This is a genomic window from Legionella fairfieldensis ATCC 49588, assembly GCF_000621525.1.
GTDB classification, from domain to species: domain Bacteria; phylum Pseudomonadota; class Gammaproteobacteria; order Legionellales; family Legionellaceae; genus Tatlockia; species Tatlockia fairfieldensis.
The window spans coordinates 47,923-69,343 of sequence record NZ_JHYC01000010.1 but is presented as its reverse complement, the minus strand read 5'-3'; the positions used below and the strand labels follow the sequence as shown (position 1 = coordinate 69,343).

Here is a 21,421-nt window from a genome sequence, read left to right as displayed (position 1 = left end):
CAAAATCAGCCTCTTCCTGCTGTGGACAAGTTGCAAGTGTCAAGTAAAACTTAAGGCCAAATTTTATTACTTGCTTCTCACGGCTTGTCTGTGGGAGCCGGAATTGATTGATTAAGTTATGGTGGAACATAAGTGGGTACTATTGAACAATTACCCCGGCTACTGACGTATTTTGAAACTCATTATCTGTAGGTGTCACGGAATAGGTAATTAAGAAGTATATAACGTCAATGTCTTTCCCACGCAGGCGCTAAGTGATCCTCTCATTTTTTGGTTATTGTTAAACACCTTTTCAATTATTTTTAGGTCATGCCCGTGTGAACACTTACCATAATCTTTATGAGATGAAATAGCAGCTCAATGGAAAGATGAGCTGCTATGTAGTTTTTTTTAAAATAGTTTGATAGGTCTGTTTTCTTATTCTGTAAACATAGAGCTTACGGATTCTTCAACATTTACTCGCTTAATTGCCTGAGCAAGCATGTCAGCCAGACTGACCACTCTTATCTTCTCACAGTGTTTGGCTGCTTCAATCAAAGGAATAGTATCAGTGACCACTACCTCGTCCAGTGAAGAATGCTTAATATTCTCTACAGCCGGGCCTGAAAGGACGGGATGAGTCACATAGGCACGTACACTGGTTGCGCCATTGCACTTTAGCTGATAGGCGGCAGAGCATAAAGTACCTGCCGTATCAACAATATCATCGATAATAAGACAGTGTCTGCCTGCGGGTTCACCAATAATATGCATGACTTCTGAGCGATTAGGCCCACTGCGCCGCTTATCAATGATGGATAGCTCTGCATCGTTAAGGAGTTTTGCCATAGCTCTTGCGCGAACAACACCTCCTACATCAGGCGATATTACCATGAGATTAGGAAGATTCTGTTGCCTGATGTCTTCAAGCAAAACAGGCGTTGAATAGACATTATCGACGGGCATATAAAAAAAGCCCTGAATTTGATCGGCATGCAGATCCACCGTAAGGACACGACATATGCCAACAGAGGCCATCATGTCAGCAATGACTTTTGCTGTGATGGGGACTCGCGCGGAGCGGACACGACGATCTTGACGTGCATAACCAAAATAAGGGACTACCGCTGTAATTCGTCCCGCGGAGGAGCGTCTTAGTGCATCGGCCATAATCAGCAGCTCCATCAGGTTGTCATTAGCTGGCGCGCAGGTTGATTGCACTACGAATACATCGCGGCCCCGAACATTTTCCAGAATTTCAACCATGGTTTCGCCATCGCTAAAAGTACCCACAGTGGCCTGGCCAATGGGAATTTGCAAGTGAGAAGCTATTTTAAGTGCCAGCTCTGGATTAGCATTGCCGGTAAAGATCATCATTGTCGACATGTGTAAAAAGCCTTCGATTGAGTTAATCAGGTAACTTAAACACATAGCAGAAGACAGCCAGAAAGATATAATTATTATTTAAGCGATCCGGTGAACGCATCCTTCCCGGTTATCTTCTGCCGTCTGTTTACTTGAATCAACAAGGTTGTGGCTGGGGTGCTAGGATTCGAACCTAGGTATGCAGGGATCAAAACCCTGTGCCTTACCGCTTGGCGACACCCCAATATGTTGTAGATTCTTCTTTATTCGTCCGTGTATATCTTGTGCATTGCTGCAGTGTGCTGCGTATTTTGCAAAGAATTTAAAGTGTTGTCAACGAATATGGTATTAAATTTTGTAAAATTTATCAGGGTAATTGTTTTTATTAATAGAGTTCTTCCTCGAATCTGGCACTTAACTTTTCAAAAAGTAAAAAAAGTAATGTGAATTTGTTGAATAGGATAAATATATAGCCTGATTGGTCTTTTAATGTGTTTTTTGACAGGTAAGAATGGTTTGGTGTCTCACAGAGCAAGATGTTGAGGAACATATTACATACAGCGGGGAAATCATAAAAAGGTACCTTGTTGATGAGAGACAAGGAGCGATTATTGCCCTTCAAATACTTACGGATAAATTACCTAAACCCTTAAGCGAAGTTATTCAATCGATCAGACTGGATTTTTCCAGGGCTTCTCAACGTATAAAATTGAAAAGCCGGGTTTATAATGAATGTTGGTACATCTTTTTATGCCGTGTATAACTCACGACACAGGATGTAAAATTTTAGCTTTGGAAAGAAAAGACTAAACTCGCCATTGTCTAATAATCAGTTTGATGAAAACGCCATTGCCTTGTAATCGAATGTGGCTTGGAAGTATCGCATTGCCAGCGGCTGTATATTGTAAATATTGAATGGTATAGCCTGCTTGCCTTAAACCAATTAAACGTCCCGCTTGATCGCGTTTTTCACCTTGAACAGCCCCCGGCGCTGCTATGCCTCTAGCCCAATAATAAAGATTATTAACGGGAAGGCTTATGCCTGTTTGCTGCTTTAACAAACTTGAGGCATCAGAAGAGGTTACTGTCTTCGGACCATCGCGCAGAGTCACTGATCGCCCCGTTTTACTGATAAGTAAGGTACCGCTACCCAAAGGACCAGACAAACGGATTTGGTATTGGCCAGGACCTCGTTGGAGCCAGTTAAGGGAGGCACTCCAGCCTTTACCTTTACTGCGAGCAGCCATGGCTCCTGAAATTTCCCAGGACGATATTTTGGAAGCTGTGGAAGAAAGGGGCGCACGCTTGCTTTCCTTTAGAGAAGTTTCCTGGGATGATAACGTTTTCTTTGAGGTTTTATCGTTTCCAGAAACTGATTCAGCAGACGATAAAGTTTTAGCAGCAAAGGATGTGGGTCGATCACGCGCTGATGTTTGAGTGTCTACAGAGGATTTTGCAGGAGGTGCCAGGTTGACTGAGTTCTCAGGAATAGGAGGTTTTGTTGCACAGGCCGAGAGTAAAAGAAAAAAAACAAGTCCTAAATATTTTATAGCAGTCATTGCGATTCTCCAGTTCATCCTTGTCAATTAAATATTTATAGTGAATTTATTTTATCTATTTTTCAAAGCGGTCGATAAGCTGTCATTGCGAGTGTTTTATTTAATTTATAAAAATAGCCCATGTTGAGTAGTAAATAAAACGCGGGCCACTTAAGTGATATCGTTACAGAATAGTTTTTCTATTCACAATACGCTAGACTGCAAAAACTTGCAATTAAAGCTTGTTATTATGAAACATAAAGCAGTTTATCCAGGGACATTTGATCCTGTTACTAATGGGCATGTGGACATTATCACGCGAGCTTCCAAATTATTTTCTCATGTTATCGTTGCTGTAGCTGGCAATGATGCTAAAAGACCTTACTTGCCTTTGACAACACGTATCGAATTAATCAACAAAGCAGTAGGCCACTTACCGGGTGTTTCAGTGGCAGGTTTTAATACTTTGTTAATCGATTTTGTTCTTGAGCATAAAGCAGGTGTCATTCTGCGCGGTTTGCGTGCCAATGATTTTGAATATGAATTTCAATTGGCCGGGATGAATCGGAAATTATCCAGAGAAGTAGAAACCGTTTTTTTAACTCCTGCCGAACATTTAATGTTTATTTCGTCCACCCTGGTTCGTGAAATTGCTTCGTTGGGTGGGGATGTGTCGCAATTTGTTCCTCCCGTGGTGGTGCGTGCCTTGCAGCAACATAAGGAGCAAAATGTATGAGTGTCTCAGGTTTTTTTCTAGCACTTGTTTCTTTGTTAAATACGCATTTCATCGAAAATATTCAGACTATCGATAAACCGAATAGTTATGCAGTCGCTACTGCCCACCCCCTGGCAACGAATGCCGGTCTTGAAATTTTAGCGGCAGGAGGGAATGCATTTGATGCGGCAGTCGCTATTGGTGCAACACTTGCTGTTGTTGCGCCCTATCATTCAGGATTAGGGGGCGGTGGTTTTTGGTTGTTACACCGGGAAAAAGATAAAAAAAATAGTTTTATTGATGGACGGGAAACAGCGCCTCTCGCTGCTTATAAAACCATGTTCCTCGATAATAATGGTAATCCTGTCCCCGGTTTATCGTTAAATGGAGGATTAGCTGCGGCAATCCCTGGTGAGCCGGCGGCTCTGGTTTATATCGCAACGCATTACGGTCGTCTGCCTTTGTCACAATCTTTAGCTCCCGCTATTCGTCTCGCTGAAGAGGGTTTTATTGTTGATGAACAATTTAATTATTTTTCTACGATGGGTGATCGATTACAGATGCTGCAACGTTTCCCTGACACTGCGGCAGTTTTTCTGCATGAGGGGACAGTTTATCAGGTTGGGGAGCGCTTACGCCAACCTGATCTGGCGAATACGTTAAGATTATTAGCCGAGAAAGGACATGATGGTTTTTATCGAGGAGAAATAGCGGAGCGTTTGGTAAAAGGAGTGAGAGCGGCAGGGGGTATCTGGACTATGGACGATCTTGCCCACTATCAAATTAAGGTACGCGAACCTTTGCAAGGTGCGTTTCATAATATGTTAATTATTACCGCACCTCCTCCTTCAGCCGGAGGAGTGGGGTTGTTAACCATGTTAAATATTTTGGCGGATTATCCATTGCAATCATTGACTAAAGCGCAATGGGTCCATTATGTCGTGGAGTCAATGCGGCTTGCATTTTGGCAGCGTTCCCAATCATTAGCTGATCCGGATTTTGTGAGTATTCCTGTGGAGCAATTGGTATCTGCCGATAATGCCAACTATCTACGCCAGCTAATCCCTGCCAATAAAGCATTACCCAGCAGCGCATTACAAGGAGACCCAACGCAAAAAGAAGGCGGCAATACAACCCATATTGCAGTTTTGGATAGTGAAGGAAACCGTGTTTCTGCCACAATGACGGTTAATTTTATTTTTGGTTCCAGTGTGGTGGCTGGCGGGACGGGCGTTTTACTGAATGATGAAATGGATGATTTTTCCACCAAACCTGGGGAGCGAAATGTCTATGGAATTGTGGGTAGTGATAAAAACACGATTGAACCCGGTAAAAGACCATTGTCCAGTATGACTCCTACTTTTCTTGAAATGCCAGAACGCCTTGCTATTGTGGGCACGCCTGGAGGAAGTCGCATTCCTACGATGGTCTTATTGGCTTCTCTTGCTTTTAGTAATTATACAGGCGCAATTACCATGGTTTCAGCCATGCGCTTTCATCATCAATATTTACCGGATTGGCTACAGGTTGAACCAGAAACATTCTCGCCTGCTTTGCAGGCCCAGTTAAAATCCATGGGTTATAAACTAATGATGTTGAAGCAATATTATGGCGATATGCAGGCAATCACCTGGGACAAGAAGAATAACGTGATTACGGCCGCTTCTGACCCAAGGCATATTGGTTTGGCAGGTGCTGTTACTCTAAATCCGGGAGGGTATGGTTTTAGTCATTAATTACAGGGTTCTTGTTGATTTAATCTTTATCTGGTACCAAGCGATTTAATCAGTACGTTAGTCGATCTTAAGTGCGGTTTATTCTTCGAGCAGGTGTTTTATAGTTTGATGCACCAAAGTAACCAACTTATCACGATTTTCATAATTATATTGGGAAGCATCAACAGGTTTTCCAATATGAACTTCAGCAATTTGATTAATGTTAAATTGCGTGGTGCGTGCGGGTAAAATATTATAAGCTCCACGAATACCGATAGGAATAATCATTGCCTTGGCTTCAATGGCTGTGATAAAAGCGCCTTTTTTAAAAGAAGCCAGTTTACCATCTTTAGAACGGGTTCCTTCAGGGGCTATCCACATCACAATACCGCTTTGTAACAGTTTCCGCACAGCAGCCAATTCCTTTATTGCCTGATGTCTATTTTTGCGATCAATAAAAGGAAATTCGGCACGAGTCATTCCTTTCCCCATAATAGGAATTCGGGATAATTCTTTTTTAGCCAGCATTCGCACAGAGTGGTGTGGAAACGCTTTAAAGCTAATAGGGATATCGTAGAGACTGCTGTGATTACACATAATGATTGTTGCTTGACCAGGTTGAGGCGCTACATGGTGAGGATTAACAACCTTGCATTGCACTCCCACCAGATTAAGTATTTGCTCTGCCCAACGCTGAATTGTTGCATCAACCCAAGGGCGGGTTGTTTTACCCAGGAAGTGTTTTACTATGGAACGGCTACAAATATTAGCTGTATATAAAATGGATAATGCCATGATCCACAGTGTACGAAGTTTGCTTATTTTCATAGGGTAAAAGGCCAAAATGTTTATCAGGCCATCTGTATAGGCTGATTTATAATAATTAATTGTACTATAAAATAGTTAGAGTGTGTCATAAAGAAGTTATAATTTATTCACATGGATTCATTTCGAGTCAATTATGAGTGGCTTAAGGTGATAAAATGTGTTGATACCACTTTTTATTCACCCGACTCATGTATTAAATCAGGATTGGCAAGCGGGACAAAATGTGGAATTTCGCCCGCTGATAGTTATTGTCCGGATTAATGTTTCACAGTGAAAACAAGGCAGGTTTTTACGGCCATAGACTTGTAACTGATGAGAAAAATACCCTGGTTTGCCATCACTGGCATAGAAATCACGTAACGTAGTGCCACCTGCCTCAATAGCCTGTTGCAAGATTTGTTGAATAGCGTTCACAAGGCGGTTGCATTGGGTCGGGTTTAAAAAGCCCGCTGGCGTTTGAGGGTGAATCCCGGCTAAAAATAAACTTTCTGTTGCATAGATATTCCCAACACCTACTACAATTTCGTTGTTCATGATAAACGACTTGATACTTTGTTTTTTATGCTGCGCCCGATGTAACAGATACTCAGCATTAAAATTTTCTGATAAGGGTTCCGGGCCTAAATAAGCTAAAAGCGGATGTTGTTCCGGATCACTCCCGAGATAAAGCCATAGACCAAAGCGGCGCGGATCATTATAGCGGAGAATATAGTTATTACTTAACAGCAGCTCAACATGATCGTGTTTTTTGGCAGCACAAGAAGAATTAACCAGACGTAAATGACCGGACATTCCTAAATGATTGAGTAAATACCCCTGAGATAACTCAAATAGCAAGTATTTCGCTCTTCGTGAGACAGCGTGTATGGTTTGTCCGCTACACAAGCTGTTTAATTGAGCATGAACCGGATAACGCAATCGCGGTTGCCTTACAACCACCGAAGTAATCGTTTGTCCGAGCAAAAAAGGGCTAATACCACGACGGGTCGTTTCTACTTCAGGTAATTCAGGCATTAATCTTTATCACTATGTTCAATAATTCGTCCTTTGGTGGTTCGAGTGGGTGAATTATCATTTTTAACGGCAAAAAAACTTTTTACCCAGGAAAAAAACCAAAGCACAGCACCAATTAACAAGCCCCAGAATAAGACGTAAGAAAGCATAATAAATAACCCTGTTATCAAAGCAATCGCAGTTCCTATTATGAGAAAAGGGAGTATATTTTCCAGAAATTTCTGTAATTTTTCATTCATGTTCATGACCTTATTTGAAAGGATATATTTTTCTTTTTAACGGTTTCTTATTGAATTTAGCGTTGCGAGGGTGGTATTACAAGACGTTTGTTGTAAAATTACCCGTTACAAGCGCATTGATGCAGTGCTAATTGTGCAATTTGTGGTATTATAAAAGAACGTATTGGGGTGATTTGGTTAAATTGAATGAGTTAACCAGATGCTCTATCGATTCATTCTATGTGGAGTAGCTTATGATTTATGGTGTTTTAAATCTGTCGTTGTGGGGTTATGTGGTGGCAACGATTGTACTTACTCAAATTACTATTGCTGCTGTTACTATCTATTTGCATCGTTACCAGACCCACCGTGCTTTGACCCTGCATCCCATTGTCAGCCATTTTTTTCGTTTCTGGCTATGGTTGACTACCGGTATGGTGACTGCGGAATGGGTTGCTATTCACCGTAAACATCATGCAACTACGGATGTAGAGGGAGATCCTCACAGCCCGAAGGTTCTGGGGTTAAAAAAAGTATTTTGGCAGGGCGCTGAACTTTATCAGAATGCGGCTAAAGACAAAGACATGGTTGCCAAATACTCACATGGTACACCCAATGATTGGATAGAGCGTAACGTGTATACTCGTTTATCCTCAAAGGGTATTCTGCTCATGCTTTTTATTGATCTTCTGTTTTTTGGTCTTCCGGGTATAACCATTTGGGCTATCCAGATGATGTGGATACCCTTGCATGCTGCGGGGGTTATCAATGGAATTGGCCACCATTGGGGGTATAGAAACTTTGAGTGTCCTGATGCGGCGACTAACATTATTCCTTGGGGTTTTTGGATCGGTGGGGAAGAATTGCATAACAATCACCATACTTTCGCTTCATCAGCCAAATTTTCTGTAAAATGGTGGGAGTTTGATCTAGGCTGGTTTTATATTCGTTGCCTTTCTTTTTTAGGTTTAGCTAAAGTTAAAAAGTTACCGCCTAAGTTAGCAAGAGACGCTGGAAAACGGCATGTCGATCTGGATACAGTTAAAGCAGTGATCAGCAATCGCTTCCAAATTATGTCTCATTATTACAAACGTGTAGTACGCCCCATTCTTAAGCATGAACGTTCGAGTACGGCAAATAAAGAGGATAGACGTTTGTTCCAGCGAGCCGGAAGTTTACTGCGCCGTCAGGACAGTCTGCTGTCACCAAGAGCCAGATCCCGTTTACAGGCTTTATTAGCAAGCCGGGAGCAATTGCGGGTAGTGTATAATTACCGTCAATCATTGCAAAACATTTGGCTAAAAACAGCCAGTTCACAAAAGGAATTGATAGAGGCGTTGCAACAGTGGTGTAAGCAAGCTGAGGAATCTGGTCTGGAAGTACTGTGGCAATTTGCACAGCAAATGAAAGGCTATGTACCAAAGCCTGTTAAGATGCAGGGTTATCGCTAACCAGGGAGGTGGTGGCGGTATTAGTTATTATTGTATTTGTCTCAATGCGTTAATGACGAGGTTTGAGACAAATAGAAATAACGCGTTTATCGCTTCACGTATACCCAAATAACTATACTTTCATACGATAAGCTACCGCTGTGAGCCGCACTTTTATCAGGTACAGTCATTAGAGTTCTTGCATAAACCTGCATCTTTTCCATTATTGCACATTACAAAGCGTTCTCTACCTATAAACTCCGCTCCTCGAACGCTTTGTGTCTTGCCCTAAAGCAAAATCTACAGGTTATGCAAGAACTTCCTCTTTCTACACGTTTTCTACTTTTGTGCTTTTAGCCTGTTTCCTCAGGATTAACATTGACATTTGCAGGCTTTTGCTTTGAAGTAGAAGTTACCAATTACATTTTAAAAAGGAGGTATTATGGAGCGAAGGACGGCTGTTGTTACTGGCGGTACGGGGGGCATTGGTTCGGCCATTTGTCAGCGGTTGGCAGAGGAGTACCAGGTTATTGCCTGTTATTTCAAGGATGGGAAACACGAAGAAGCAAAGCAGTGGCAAAACACCCAGAAAGAAAAGGGATATGATATTGATATTCTTTACGCTGATCTTGCTCATTTTGCCGATTGCGAAAAACTGGCCGCTTTAATTATGGAGCGATATGGGCGAATTGATGTGTTGGTTAATAATGCCGGGATTACCATAGATGTTAGCCTGAAAAAAATGACCTCGTCCCAATGGCAACAAGTTCTGGACGCGAATTTAACGTCGGTATTTAATGTAACACGTAATATATTGCCTCTTATGCTCGAAAGAGAATACGGGCGTATTATCAGTATTTCTTCTATTAACGGGCGTAAAGGGCAATTTGGTCAATGCAACTATGCTTCAACAAAAGCTGCACTGTTTGGTTTCAGTAAAAGTCTCGCACAAGAAGTTGCATGCAAAGGTATTACAGTCAACACTATTTCGCCGGGTTATATTGAAACCCCTATGCTCGCTGCTGTTAAAGAAGACGTATTGAAAAATATTATTGCCAATATTCCTGTGAGACGTTTAGGAACGCCCAAAGAAGTTGCTGATGCGGTTGCTTTTTTTGCAGCACCCGAATCTGGTTTTATTACAGGGGCTAATTTGGATATAAATGGTGGTCAATACATGTAATTTGTAGGGATCTCGTCATATAGCTTATAAGGGAATAAAATGCAGAAAGAAAAAGTTGCTTTAATCACAGGGGGTACAGGTGATATCGGTACAGCTATTGTAAAACAATTAGCACCACTTTATAGTAAGGTGATCGCGCTTGACGTGGTGTCCGATGATAGAGCCGATTTGTGGCAGTCGGAATTATATGAACAAGGCTATCACCAGGCAATTTTTCGCCATATGGATGTCACCAATTTTGCTCAATGTGGAGAAGTAATTGGTCAAATTATTGCTGAATATGGTCGTGTCGACGCGTTAATTAATAATGCCGGCGTTACACGCGATGCTGTGTTTCATAAAATGACCAAGGAGCAATGGGATACTGTTTTACAAGTCAATCTTGATGGCATGTTTAATGTGACCAGACAGGTAGTTGATTGCATGCGTAATCAGGAAAGTGGGCGAATTGTGAATATTTCTTCGGTAAATGCCCAGAAAGGTCAATTTTCCCAAGCGAATTATGCAGCATCAAAAGCAGGTGTTTATGGATTTACCAAGAGCCTTGCTCAAGAGTTAATGACAAAAAATATTACCGTAAACAGTCTTTCTCCCGGTTATGTCAATACGCGGCTTATGCAGGGTATCCGTCCTGATATTTTAAAGTCTATTATTGCCTCAATTCCGGCGAAACGTCTGGCGGAGCCTGAAGAAATTGCCTGGGCGATTGAGTTTTTAATCAGTGATAAAAGTCGTTATATTACGGGTTCGAATTTAAGTATAAACGGCGGTTTGCATATGTATTAAAGACAGAGGTTAATTAATTTAACCTCTATTAATAAAAAGAGCTTGGTTGCAGGGTGAAATGACGAGATTAATTAAAAAATATAAAAACCGCCGGTTATATGATACAGAAAAAAGCCAGTACATAACGGTGGAAGAATTACAGCGTTATGTTATTGATGATTTGTCTTTTCGAGTAGAAGATGCCACTAGTGGCAAGGATATTACAAGTGCGACTTTACTCCAGATTTTTGTAGATATGGAAAGTGGAGCTACTCAATTTTTGTCTCCCGATGCCCTGCGTTATCTCATTATATTGGCTCATCATCCTCTGAATAAATCATTTAAAGAGGTTCTGGAGAAAATGTTTGCCGGTCTGGAAAAGTCTATACAGACCAATGCGTATTTAAGTGATTATAAAAAAACAGGCGAACTTTGGAACGACCAAATGCAACAATTTATAAAACAATGGCAGGATTTTTTTCAATCATAAATTCTTATCGTTTGTTGAATACGTTGACTCCTCATTTTCTTAATATCTAGTGACTTCATATTCCTCCACTTCCGCCTGGGTGAGTTTTTTTTCCATCGTGCTATTTTCTATAAGCGGCATGTTGATAGTGCGTGTTATAGGTAAAGCATGCGGGTAATTATCGACAATATAACTGATAATTTTTTCTCTGATCTCACATTTAAGAGCAGACAAATCGTCTGCGTTTCTGGCGCTGGCTACTATTCTTAATTGCATCACCTGTTCTTTAAGATCATAAACCTGGACTTTGCCTGTTTTTCCATCCCACAGAGGAGAAAACTTTAATATTTCTTCCACTTTTTTACGGAGTTTTGGAAGAGGGAGGGTAAAATCAACGTAAAGAAAAATGGAACCGATTAAATTGTTGGTTTCTTGTTTACTCCAATTTTGAAATGATTTTTCTAAAAAATAACTGGTCGGTACGCTTAAGCGTCGTAAGTCCCACAATTTAATGATAACACTTCTAAAATTTATTTCTTCGACAGTCCCCAATTCATTTTCAATTAAAATTAAATCACCCAGTTTAATAGGTTGGGTGAGAGCAATTTCGATGCCTGCAAATACACTTCCAAGAGAGCGCTGTGCCGCAAAAGTAATAACCAAGCCGGCAATTCCGGCAGTCGTTAAAACACTTGCGCCGAGAGCACGTACATTGTCGAATAACATTAAACTTGCACCCAGTGTTAACAGAAAGATTAACCCTGTTATCAAGCGCTTGATAATCAGTATTTGGGTATGAATTTTTCGCGTAGTATTATTCTTGCTATCGATAGAAGTATAATGATGAAGTAATAATAGGCTGACTACATCCACAAACCTGATGATAATCCACGAAAGCGCTGCAATGATTAAAACAGAACTTATTTTATTTAAGCAATAAGACGTCAGTGTAGTGAGGGGCGCATACTGAACTAAAAGATTGGCTACTATCAGCCAATAGACAATTTTAATGATCGAAGAAAAAAAAGGAAATAAAATGCGTAACGATAAGTGCCTGGAAAACAAAGTACTTTTAGCCCATGCTTCGTTACTTTTATTTAAAGTACGACTTAATAACCAATAACTACCCCACATTAAACCTGCCCAGTAACCATAAAGCTCCAGATTAGTTAGTCCGCTTTTTAACAATGAAAAGTCTTTTAAATAAAAGCTGCTTATTTTATAAAAGGCATGAAGTAAAGAAATACACAATAAGAACATCAATGGACGACAAACGACAGTCTTCATTAGTTTAAGGGAAGAGCCATCGGATGAAATAATATCAGTCTGGCCAGTACTAGTCATAAATAAATCCTCTTCATTCATTTGTGCGATGTATTTGCATTATATAACCAGTCGGTAGTGTAAGGATAAGAGAAAAAATACAATTTTTATTCAATCTTGTCAGACATAAAAATCTGGTATATTTTTTAGATCTCATTTTTGAATAAAGTATTAATATTTCTTGACACACGAGTTCAAATGAGGCTAATCTTATATTGTGCAGTGCAACATAATGAGGAGAAAGTATCATGAATCAGCCATTTGAAAAATGGAGTGAAATCGCTAAAAAAGTGCAGGAGCCTTTTCAAGCAATCGCTGAGCTTAATGTAAAAACTTTGCAAGGTTTGACTTATCTAAAACCAGAACAATTAGCTACTATTAAGAAACCCGAAGAGTTATGGGAAAAACAAATTAATGTTGCCGTTGAAAACGGCCACAAAGCATTAAACTACATGCAAGAATCCTTTCGGATTATTGAAAAAGCCATGTTATCGTTAGTGCAGGAAGTTAAAAATAAAGCGGAAGTAAAAAAGTAAATTTTTTCTTGTTTACACCAATAAAGCCTGTAATGCACAGGCTTTTCTTTCTCTGTGTAATCTCGGTATCAAAGTAAGCGTTCAAGCAATGGCGTTAACTTAAGAAGAATGCCTACGCTCCACAACTTGATGAGAATCCTTATAGCTTTTATGAACGTAACGACCAGGGGCGTCCATCAGACCTTTAAACGGAAGATGGTTAAAATCAGGTGCTTTAATCAAACGTCCTGATTCTTTTTTTAACCAGGCCAACCATTCGGGCCACCAGGAGCCTTTACATTCTTTGGCATTTTCCAGCCACTCAGTGGCAGTTTGAGTCATGCTTGGGTTGCGGTAAAAGCCGTATTTTTCTGAAGTGGGAGGATTAATAATCCCCGCAATATGTCCCGAACCACCCAGTAGAAACCGTTTTTTTCCTTTCATTTGCTGAAAACCAAGATAAGTGGTTTGCCAGGGAGCAATGTGATCTTTTTTAGTGGAGATAAAAAAAGTAGGAATATCAATTTGACTCACATCCAATGGTGTATGGTCAAGATGAATTTTTCCTGGCTTAATCAGATCGTTATGCAAATACATCCACCGTAAATATTGTGAATGCATTTTAGCAGGCATGTTAGTCACATCAGCATTCCAGAATAAAATATCAAAGGGTACCGGATTTTTGCCTTGCAGGTAATTTTTGATAAAAAAGGACCAGACCAGGTCGTTAGCGCGTAAGGAATTAAAGGTGCTGGCCATAAAGCGACCATCTAAAAATCCTTTAGCGTGCATTTCTTCCTCAATACGTAAAATCTGTTGTTCATCAATGAAAACAGAAATATCGCCGGGATCACTAAAATCAATCATGGAGGCAAGAAAAGTGGCTGAACGTATTGGATTTTCATGTCGGGCTTTCAAATACGCGAGCAAGCAGGCCAGTAAAGTGCCGCCGATACAAAAACCGAGTGTATTAACCTGTTTGATCTGTAGTTGTTCCTGCATCACTTTAATAGCGGTCAGGGGCCCCTCTTTCAAATAATCAAACAAGCCTTTATCCGCATAACTTGCATCGGGGTTGATCCAGGAAATGACAAAGACGGTAATACCTTGCGCCACAAGCCAACCAATTAGTGAGTTATCCTTGCTCAAATCAAGAATATAATATTTATTAATCCAGGGCGGGATCATTAATATTGGAATGGCTTTAACTTGTTCTGTTTGTGCCGTGAATTGAATTAGTTCCATCATCGCATTACGATAAATGACTTTTCCCGGGGTAGTTGCCAGATTAACACCTACTTTAAATGCGTCGGTGTCTGTCATTTTTATAATCAAACGAGACGGGCCTGCTTCAATATCAGTAAGCAAATTTTGTAAGCCGCGCAGTAAATTTTTTCCATGAGTTTGTATAGTTTCCGCCATTAATTGGGGATTGGTGTGGAGAAAATTGGCAGGTGATAGCGCATCCAGATATTGTCTGGTGAAAAACTGTACTCGTTTGGCGAGTTGTTTATCACCATATTCAATGTGTTCAAGCAATGAATTCATATGTTCACTAGCCAGTAAGTAGTGCTGGCTCATAAAATTGAAAAAAGGATTATTTACCCATTCGTCACTACTAAAACGACGATCGTTGACAGGCATGGGTTTTCCTTCCATCCAATAACCAAGCTGCTCCTGGGCCAGGCTGAAAGCATCTTGCCAATAGGCCATTTGCATGCTCCATACTTGCTCAGGATTTTTAAGAAGGACGGTGACTAATGTTTGGAAATCGCTCGTTAACTCCATATATTGTTTCAGGAGTCGGGATAATTGTGCAGGCTGATTTTTAAAACCATCCAAAATTCGCATGCTTTTTTCAGCAATGGATTGCAAAATATCGCTGAGTTCTGTGTCTTGGGTCATCCGGGTTCCTCAAGGCAAATAGTAAGCTTTTCCTATTCTCACGTGTTTGGGACACTTCGTCAATTCATCAAAATATTGACTTGTCGTTCATTATGGTTTTTGATGAATAGAGTCAACTCTACTTGATTGCCCTGGAATGCTTAAGTAGAGTAGTCTATTCATACATAACACTATTAAGGAAGATAGAATGCCATTATTCAAGCGATTAAGTGCTGAATTCATTGGTACCTTTTGGCTGGTACTGGGTGGGTGTGGTAGTGCTGTCCTGACTGCAAAATTTCCGGAAACAGGTATTGGAATTCTGGGTGTGGCCCTTGCTTTTGGATTAACCGTCCTGACCATGTTGTATGCGGTAGCCCGTATTTCGGGAGGACATTTAAATCCTGCTATTTCATTGGGTCTTTTTGCAGGCGGGCGATTTAGCGGTAGCGACTTGATCCCTTATATTATTGCACAGGTACTAGGCGCTATTCTCGCCGCTTTTTTATTATATTTCATTGCAAGTGGCAAGGCCGGTTTCAGTTTAATTGACGGTTTTGCTAACAACGGTTACGGTGAACATTCTCCTGGTGGTTATTCATTGGTATCCTGTTTTGTTACCGAAGTCGTAATGAGTTTTATGTTTTTAATCATTATATTAGGTGTGACAGATTTTCATGCGCCGAAAGGTTTTGCGCCGTTAGCGATCGGATTGACTTTAACGTTGATTCATCTTATCAGTATTCCTGTTACTAATACCTCTGTTAATCCGGCAAGGAGTACGGGTCCTGCTCTGGTGACGGGCGATTGGGCATTATCTCAGCTGTGGCTTTTTTGGCTGGCCCCTCTTATCGGAGCTTTATTAGCCGGATTGACTTATCGTTATTGCTTTGGTGATCACGAACACCAGGAGTAAACTGTACAGGCGCGGCGGATATTCATGTACGCCGCGCCAATTTGTCAAATAAAATCAAATCACTTTCTCAGAGTATCTCTTGGCCTTTAATGTGTATATCCAATAAAGTAATGCATCGTGTAATCCGATACTACCCTTTCTCAATACATCAATGGCTTTACAACCTTAAAGCCTTCTAAAATCATGACTTGCATTTTTAAAAAATCATGAGGCAGCTACGCTGCCTCCAAAGAAAAAGGGATAAAGGTGGTTTAAGGGGTAAAATCCCGGATGCACCTAACCGAACTAGCGAGATTCTTATCGCTTTGGAACTGGAAGCTACTGGAGAAGCCTTGACCCCAAGCAGAGTCTGTAGGATTCCCCGCGTCCTCGGTAGAACTCCAGTAGAACAGATTGGTAAAACCGCCCAAATTATTCGTATGCAAAGTGGTATATAAATTAGGATTAGTAGTGCCACAACCAGCATCAGAACCAAAACCTACATATCGCCCCAACTCGCAAATAGCGGGCATGAACCAGTCAGCAAACCCCTGGTCACTTTTGTTCAGACACGCCTGCGCGGCTGGATATTGACCCACCGGGGTTGCAAGAGTATTGGTATTGGCAAGTCCATCCGTGATACTGTCCGCTGCCGTATCATCCAATATTGTTGCCCATAGGAAACTAAAATCACCTGGATTTTCTTCTTCATCCGTCAATGCCGCCACTTTCCCGGCGATACTGCCGCTATTGGAGGTGGAATCATCGACAGAAAACAAAAACCCGCCTTGATAAATACAACCATACCCTAATATCAGGACATTGATGTTTGTCGATGGGGCATTATCGGCACTGACTGTGACAATAGTCGGCTCAGGCTCAGTCCCTGGTGACGTGGTACAGGCATTAGCACTGTTATCGGGGCTGGCTGTGCCACCCGGGGTGATGGTAATGTCGCAGGTAGCACCTGCGTTAAGTGTACCCGTGCAACCATTACTGGTAATTGAGGTGCCGGTTGGAAATCCGGAAGTATTCACCTGCAGGTTTTCTGCTGGCATGGAGCCTGTATTTTCTATGCGGATGATGCGTGCATTGCCGATTAGAGCGGGGTCAGCTCCGGGGCTGTTGATTGACAGTGCCAGGTTTTGTGTGAGAGGAGACAGCGTTGTCTGACCAAAGGTCACCTCTACGGTATGATTAGCCTGGATATTGTTTAACTGAAAGGTAGTCCCGCCATTTTGCACCACATTGCCATCCAGCAACCACTGATTGACTCCGAAGCCGGTATTGGGTGTTGCCGTAAAGGTCAGGCTTGCACCGGCATTGACTACCTGTGCTGTTGCAGGCAAAATCGTTCCGTTCGCACCCGCCGATGGCGTGACGGTGAATTGCTGAACGGGGGGCTGCTCTATCAGACGAATGCGTAAAATATTGGCCGAACCTGGCTGGTAGCATTGCAAGTCGTTGCCCTGTTGGCACAATACCGGGCCACCCACGACATCTCCCTGCAAGGTAGCGCCATTCACATTGAGTATCAGCGTACAGATTCCTTGGGCGGGAAGTTGGCAGAGTGCGCTGTGACTTATCCCGGCAATCGGTTTCATCACCAGCGTTTTTGGTCTGGGGGATTGATTATGCACAGTGTAGATAACCTGCGCGCTACTTCCTTTGGCTAAGGTAATATCGGTCGGTGTTTGGGGTACAAACGTCCATAAGGGCATGGCCGCCTGCCCACTCGACAGCATTAGACAGCAGAAAAAGGCCGTCAGTAGAATATTCCTGAAAAAATGGCGTTGTGTTCTTTGCATGGTTCTATCCTTATGTCACGTCAGTGAGATTTACAATACTCCATTGGTATAGAGAAGATTAAGCGCAAGACAATGATGCTTTTATTAAGCTTTAGATTAGCATTATAATCATTTTTTTATTATTAATAATTTGATTTTTAATGCATCTGAAACAGTTAAAACTGGCAGGGTTTAAATCGTTTGTTGATCCCACAGTGGTGCCTTTCCCAAGCCAACTTGTTGCTGTAGTTGGGCCTAATGGATGTGGGAAATCAAACATTATTGATGCCGTGCGTTGGGTAATGGGTGAGAGTTCGGCAAAAACTTTACGGGGTGAATCAATGACAGATGTCATTTTCAATGGTTCTTCTCACCGTAAAGCAGTGGGTCAGGCGTCTATTGAATTAATTTTCGATAATAGTCTGGGACGCTTGACCGGGCAATATACCAGTTATCAGGAAATAGCAGTCAAACGGGTCGTAACACGAGATGGTGAGTCGTCTTATTATCTCAACGGTAGCCGATGTCGACGGCGCGATATTACCGATATTTTTTTAGGTACAGGTGTTGGCACCCGTGGTTATTCCATCATTGGTCAGGGAACTATTTCTCGCCTTATTGAGGCACGTCCCGAAGAATTAAGAGCTTATCTGGAAGAGGCGGCCGGTGTTTCCAAATACAAGGAACGGCGGCGTGAAACAATGTTACGTATCGAGCATACACGCGAAAATCTGGCTCGTGTTGCCGATATTCGTGATGAATTGGATAAACAGCTGCAACGGCTTGAGCGGCAAGCGAAAGCTGCGGAGCGCTACAAAATTCTTAAGGCAGAAGAACGGTTGTGCAAAGCTAAAATCCTGGCTTTAAAATGGCAGACTTTGACTAATGAACAACAAACAAAACAGCGCGAACTGCACCAGCTTTCGATAGAATATGAGCAATATCAGGCCAAGGCCACTGATGCGTACAAGCAAAGTACATTAATCCGGGAAAAATTGCATGAGACTAACGCGCTATTTCAACAAACGCAGACGACTTTTTATCAACTGGCTACAGAAATTGCCCGTCTGGAAGAAAGCATTCAACAACATCAGCGGGAAAAAATACGTTTAAAAAACGAGCAACAACAATTACAGGAAGACTGGCAACAGGCTGAGAACCAATTACAACAAGATAAGGAAGCATTACAAGTCAGTCAACTGCTGACAGTACAACTACAAGAAAATTTGCAAGTGCAACAGGAGAGTTTTGATGGTAAGCAACGGGCGTTGGAGGACGAGCAAAAACAATATCATGATTGGACTGTAAAAATACAACAAAAACAGGCCGATTTAAATAAAGCACAGCGTGAAGAACAACTGGAACGAGCACGGTTACAGCATCTGAATCAACAAAAACAACAGATTCAATTACGCTTGGAAAAAATTAATGCTGAGTTGCAATTAATTGATGTAGACGGTCTTGGTAAAGCGTTCGGTGCACAACAAGCGTTGCGATTTAATTTGCAGGAGAGTTTGCAGCAGGAGGAAAAGAAATACCAACACCTTTTAACTGGAGTTACACAATTACGTCAGCAATTGGAAAAAACAGAAAAACAGTTGTATCAAACCCAGGATAAAGTGCGTCATTTTACCATAAAACATGCAAGTTTGTTGGCGGCTCAACAGACTGCTTTAGGGAAAGATATAAAGACGACACGATTGACCCAGTGGTTGGACAAACCGCGGCTGGTTGAGGTGATTCAGGTAGAAAAAACATGGCAATCGGCTTGTGAAATGGTACTGGCTGATGGTTTGCAGGGCGTGGTGCTCGATTCTCTGGATGAATTATGGCCGCAAATCAGTGAGTTGCAAACTAATGCAGCACTCTTCCTTACAGAAAGTCATCCAGCTCATGGTAAAAAGAATGATCCACGGTTGAGCGATAAAATTACCGGCATTCAACCCAACTGGATTCACCCTTTGGATAAAATTTATACCGCATCGTCTTTGGACGAAGCATTGGCTTGTGTAACCAATCTGGACACTGATGAGTCAGTCATTACTGCCGATGGATATTGGCTGGGCAGAGGTTGGATAAAGATTGCTGGTAAAGAAACTCAGGATGAGGCAAGTTTGTTGTGCCGGCAGGACGAATTAATAAGTCTTCAGGAAACACTTACAGCAACGCAAAATGAATTAAAAATTCTCCAGGAGATGCGCGATATATCCTACACTCAGCTTAAGGAGAATGAGTTACAACTTGAGAGCGCTAAACAATCGTTATCAACGAGCCATAACGCTTTACATGCTTGTGAAGCAGAAATTAATCATCAGGAACGTACCTTGCAGCAAGGTCAGAGGAGGAAAAAAGACTTAATCGAGGAAAAAGAAGCACTTGAGTATAATCTGGAGGAGTTGGCAAGCCAACAGGACGAAGCTACTGGTCTTCTGGCAACGGCCACTCGGGTTTTTCGACAATACGAAGAGGAACAGCATCAATTAACTCAAGAGAAAGATCGCTGGAGTGAAGTACTATTACTCGCCCAACAATCCTTGAATGAAGCAAGAACGCTGTGTCACCACAGTCAGTTGCAAGTGGAGCGAGAACATTTAAAAATTCAACAGATTAATGATCACATCAATCGTGAACAATTACGCCTGAACACTTTAAATAGTCGCCAGAGTCATGTGGCTGATCGCCTCAGGGAACTTGAAGTGCCTGACGCTACACTTCACAGTGTTTTGAATGAAAAAATCATGCAACACAATGAATTGGATGTTGCATTGAGTTTGCAGCGTGAACAGTCGAGTAGCTTAACTCATGAACTGGAGGCATTAGAGTCTTTAATAAGAACCGAAGAAAAACAGGCTAGAGTAACCCAGGAAAAAATACAGCAAGTGCAGATGCAAGAGCAGGCTCTTTCTGTTCGTGCCGGGAGTATTTTAGAGGCATTGGATGAGCTGGAAGCAGATGTTGAAACATTGCTCTCTACGCTGTCATCGGATATCAATGAAGATCTTCGCCAACGTCATCTTGACGATATTGTTATTAAAATCAATAAATTAGGCGCCATTAATTTAGTAGCCATTGAGGAATATAATAATGAATTCCAGCGCCGGCAACATTTGGATAATCAACATCAGGATTTAACTGAAGCGGTGGTAATGCTTGAAACAGCGATTGAGAAAATGGATAAAGAAACGCGGCAGCGTTTGCGTTCAACCTTTGAAGAGGTGAATACGGCCTTTCAGGCCCTTTTTCCTCGTCTTTTTGGAGGAGGACGTGCCCTGTTGGAATTAACGGGTGATAATCTGCTAGACGCAGGTATTGTAGTGCTGGCGCAGCCACCCGGCAAGCGGAATTCTACCATCCATTTACTCTCTGGTGGAGAAAAGGCAATGACGGCGGTAGCGTTAGTCTTTGCGATTTTTCAATTAAATCCTTCTCCTTTTTGTATGCTGGACGAAGTGGATGCGCCTTTGGATGATGTCAACGTAAGCCGATTTTGCGATCTGGTTAAAGAAATGTCTCAATCCGTGCAATTTTTATTTATTACTCATAATAAGATCACGATGGAATTGGCCGATCATCTGATAGGAGTCACTATGCGGGAGCCAGGTGTTTCACGAATAGTTGCAGTGGATGTAGAGGAAGCATTATCAATGAGCGAACCAGGATAAACAGAATTCCTGCATAAAAAACATGGTATTCACAATAAATTCAGTGCAATATAATAAGCAGGTTGACATTTCTATAATTTTGCGTCAAAAAGCCTTATAAGTGTGCTCGCGTCATATCCGAAATTCAAGTCTTTGA

The 21,421-nt window shown here is 41.7% G+C and carries 17 protein-coding genes and 1 tRNA gene; 9 read left to right on the top strand and 9 right to left on the bottom strand.

What is annotated here, in order from left to right; all coding sequences use genetic code 11:
* Window positions 1-417: 417 nt before the first annotated feature.
* The 3 genes from T345_RS0103965 to lolB all read right to left on the bottom strand — a co-directional run bounded on the left by T345_RS0103965 (window position 418) and on the right by lolB (window position 2,903).
* Window positions 418-1,365: a ribose-phosphate pyrophosphokinase gene (locus T345_RS0103965; RefSeq protein WP_028388199.1), complete on the bottom strand. Its 948-nt coding sequence runs from the start codon at window positions 1,363-1,365 to the stop codon at window positions 418-420.
* Between the two features lie 148 nt (window positions 1,366-1,513).
* Window positions 1,514-1,588, bottom strand: a tRNA-Gln gene (locus T345_RS0103960).
* Between the two features lie 562 nt (window positions 1,589-2,150).
* Window positions 2,151-2,903 (bottom strand): lipoprotein insertase outer membrane protein LolB, encoded by a 753-nt coding sequence (gene lolB, locus T345_RS14735; RefSeq protein ID WP_028388197.1) that lies wholly within the window; start codon window positions 2,901-2,903, stop codon window positions 2,151-2,153.
* Window positions 2,904-3,132: 229 nt separating this feature from the next.
* Here lolB and coaD point away from each other — a divergent pair, with 229 nt between their 5' ends.
* Together coaD and ggt are read left to right on the top strand one after the other, a co-directional pair.
* Complete coding sequence (gene coaD / locus T345_RS0103945; RefSeq protein ID WP_131777721.1) at window positions 3,133-3,618, top strand: pantetheine-phosphate adenylyltransferase; 486 nt, start codon at window positions 3,133-3,135, stop codon at window positions 3,616-3,618.
* Entirely contained in the window at window positions 3,615-5,333 is a 1,719-nt protein-coding gene (gene ggt, locus T345_RS0103940) for a gamma-glutamyltransferase (protein ID WP_028388195.1), read from the top strand. The genes coaD and ggt overlap by 4 nt, the downstream gene beginning before the upstream one ends.
* A gap of 78 nt (window positions 5,334-5,411) precedes the next feature.
* Here ggt and T345_RS0103935 read toward each other — a convergent pair whose 3' ends face one another.
* The 3 genes from T345_RS0103935 to T345_RS0103925 form a co-directional block, all read right to left on the bottom strand.
* Window positions 5,412-6,140, bottom strand: coding sequence for a lysophospholipid acyltransferase family protein (locus tag T345_RS0103935; protein WP_028388194.1), 729 nt, complete (start codon window positions 6,138-6,140; stop codon window positions 5,412-5,414).
* A gap of 198 nt (window positions 6,141-6,338) precedes the next feature.
* Complete coding sequence (mutM, locus tag T345_RS0103930) at window positions 6,339-7,154, bottom strand: bifunctional DNA-formamidopyrimidine glycosylase/DNA-(apurinic or apyrimidinic site) lyase (protein WP_028388193.1); 816 nt, start codon at window positions 7,152-7,154, stop codon at window positions 6,339-6,341.
* On the bottom strand, window positions 7,154-7,393 hold the full coding sequence (locus T345_RS0103925; protein ID WP_028388192.1) for a hypothetical protein: 240 nt from the start codon (window positions 7,391-7,393) through the stop codon (window positions 7,154-7,156). The genes mutM and T345_RS0103925 overlap by 1 nt, the downstream gene beginning before the upstream one ends.
* A gap of 233 nt (window positions 7,394-7,626) precedes the next feature.
* Between T345_RS0103925 and T345_RS0103920 the strand changes: the two genes are divergently transcribed.
* The 4 genes from T345_RS0103920 to T345_RS0103905 all read left to right on the top strand — a co-directional run bounded on the left by T345_RS0103920 (window position 7,627) and on the right by T345_RS0103905 (window position 11,240).
* Window positions 7,627-8,823, top strand: coding sequence for a DesA family fatty acid desaturase (locus T345_RS0103920; RefSeq protein WP_028388191.1), 1,197 nt, complete (start codon window positions 7,627-7,629; stop codon window positions 8,821-8,823).
* A 421-nt stretch (window positions 8,824-9,244) separates the two neighbouring features.
* Window positions 9,245-9,985: an acetoacetyl-CoA reductase gene (gene phbB, locus T345_RS0103915; protein ID WP_028388190.1), complete on the top strand. Its 741-nt coding sequence runs from the start codon at window positions 9,245-9,247 to the stop codon at window positions 9,983-9,985.
* Window positions 9,986-10,024: 39 nt separating this feature from the next.
* The gene (gene phbB / locus T345_RS0103910; RefSeq protein ID WP_028388189.1) at window positions 10,025-10,771 is read left to right on the top strand and encodes an acetoacetyl-CoA reductase; all 747 of its coding nucleotides are present in this window, start codon (window positions 10,025-10,027) and stop codon (window positions 10,769-10,771) included.
* 58 nt (window positions 10,772-10,829) lie between these two features.
* Window positions 10,830-11,240, top strand: coding sequence for a polyhydroxyalkanoate synthesis regulator DNA-binding domain-containing protein (locus tag T345_RS0103905; RefSeq protein ID WP_028388188.1), 411 nt, complete (start codon window positions 10,830-10,832; stop codon window positions 11,238-11,240).
* 39 nt (window positions 11,241-11,279) lie between these two features.
* Here the strand turns inward: T345_RS0103905 and T345_RS13495 are convergent, their stop codons facing one another.
* Entirely contained in the window at window positions 11,280-12,563 is a 1,284-nt protein-coding gene (locus tag T345_RS13495; protein WP_051555122.1) for a mechanosensitive ion channel family protein, read from the bottom strand.
* A gap of 227 nt (window positions 12,564-12,790) precedes the next feature.
* Between T345_RS13495 and T345_RS0103895 the strand changes: the two genes are divergently transcribed.
* The gene (locus T345_RS0103895) at window positions 12,791-13,078 is read left to right on the top strand and encodes a phasin family protein (protein ID WP_028388187.1); all 288 of its coding nucleotides are present in this window, start codon (window positions 12,791-12,793) and stop codon (window positions 13,076-13,078) included.
* A gap of 99 nt (window positions 13,079-13,177) precedes the next feature.
* Here T345_RS0103895 and T345_RS13490 read toward each other — a convergent pair whose 3' ends face one another.
* Complete coding sequence (locus T345_RS13490; protein WP_051555121.1) at window positions 13,178-14,962, bottom strand: PHA/PHB synthase family protein; 1,785 nt, start codon at window positions 14,960-14,962, stop codon at window positions 13,178-13,180.
* A 187-nt stretch (window positions 14,963-15,149) separates the two neighbouring features.
* On the opposite strand from T345_RS13490, the gene aqpZ reads away from it, so the two are divergent.
* Complete coding sequence (gene aqpZ, locus T345_RS0103885) at window positions 15,150-15,857, top strand: aquaporin Z (RefSeq protein WP_028388186.1); 708 nt, start codon at window positions 15,150-15,152, stop codon at window positions 15,855-15,857.
* A gap of 251 nt (window positions 15,858-16,108) precedes the next feature.
* Here the strand turns inward: aqpZ and T345_RS0103880 are convergent, their stop codons facing one another.
* Window positions 16,109-17,557, bottom strand: a complete 1,449-nt coding sequence (locus tag T345_RS0103880) for an InlB B-repeat-containing protein (protein ID WP_428829170.1) — start codon at window positions 17,555-17,557, stop codon at window positions 16,109-16,111.
* A gap of 227 nt (window positions 17,558-17,784) precedes the next feature.
* Here T345_RS0103880 and smc point away from each other — a divergent pair, with 227 nt between their 5' ends.
* The gene (gene smc / locus T345_RS0103875; RefSeq protein WP_028388184.1) at window positions 17,785-21,285 is read left to right on the top strand and encodes a chromosome segregation protein SMC; all 3,501 of its coding nucleotides are present in this window, start codon (window positions 17,785-17,787) and stop codon (window positions 21,283-21,285) included.
* Window positions 21,286-21,421: the final 136 nt, after the last annotated feature.

Bases quoted from the DNA above. Each gene is read 5' to 3' on its own strand.
- T345_RS0103965 (WP_028388199.1), bottom strand. From the start codon at position 1,365: ATGTCGACAATGATGATCTTTACCGGCAATGCTAATCCAGAGCTGGCA.
- lolB (WP_028388197.1), bottom strand. From the start codon at position 2,903: ATGACTGCTATAAAATATTTAGGACTTGTTTTTTTTCTTTTACTCTCG.
- coaD (WP_131777721.1), top strand. From the start codon at position 3,133: ATGAAACATAAAGCAGTTTATCCAGGGACATTTGATCCTGTTACTAAT.
- ggt (WP_028388195.1), top strand. From the start codon at position 3,615: ATGAGTGTCTCAGGTTTTTTTCTAGCACTTGTTTCTTTGTTAAATACG.
- T345_RS0103935 (WP_028388194.1), bottom strand. From the start codon at position 6,140: ATGAAAATAAGCAAACTTCGTACACTGTGGATCATGGCATTATCCATT.
- mutM (WP_028388193.1), bottom strand. From the start codon at position 7,154: ATGCCTGAATTACCTGAAGTAGAAACGACCCGTCGTGGTATTAGCCCT.
- T345_RS0103925 (WP_028388192.1), bottom strand. From the start codon at position 7,393: ATGAATGAAAAATTACAGAAATTTCTGGAAAATATACTCCCTTTTCTC.
- T345_RS0103920 (WP_028388191.1), top strand. From the start codon at position 7,627: ATGATTTATGGTGTTTTAAATCTGTCGTTGTGGGGTTATGTGGTGGCA.
- phbB (WP_028388190.1), top strand. From the start codon at position 9,245: ATGGAGCGAAGGACGGCTGTTGTTACTGGCGGTACGGGGGGCATTGGT.
- phbB (WP_028388189.1), top strand. From the start codon at position 10,025: ATGCAGAAAGAAAAAGTTGCTTTAATCACAGGGGGTACAGGTGATATC.
- T345_RS0103905 (WP_028388188.1), top strand. From the start codon at position 10,830: ATGACGAGATTAATTAAAAAATATAAAAACCGCCGGTTATATGATACA.
- T345_RS13495 (WP_051555122.1), bottom strand. From the start codon at position 12,563: ATGACTAGTACTGGCCAGACTGATATTATTTCATCCGATGGCTCTTCC.
- T345_RS0103895 (WP_028388187.1), top strand. From the start codon at position 12,791: ATGAATCAGCCATTTGAAAAATGGAGTGAAATCGCTAAAAAAGTGCAG.
- T345_RS13490 (WP_051555121.1), bottom strand. From the start codon at position 14,962: ATGACCCAAGACACAGAACTCAGCGATATTTTGCAATCCATTGCTGAA.
- aqpZ (WP_028388186.1), top strand. From the start codon at position 15,150: ATGCCATTATTCAAGCGATTAAGTGCTGAATTCATTGGTACCTTTTGG.
- T345_RS0103880 (WP_428829170.1), bottom strand. From the start codon at position 17,557: ATGCCCTTATGGACGTTTGTACCCCAAACACCGACCGATATTACCTTA.
- smc (WP_028388184.1), top strand. From the start codon at position 17,785: ATGCATCTGAAACAGTTAAAACTGGCAGGGTTTAAATCGTTTGTTGAT.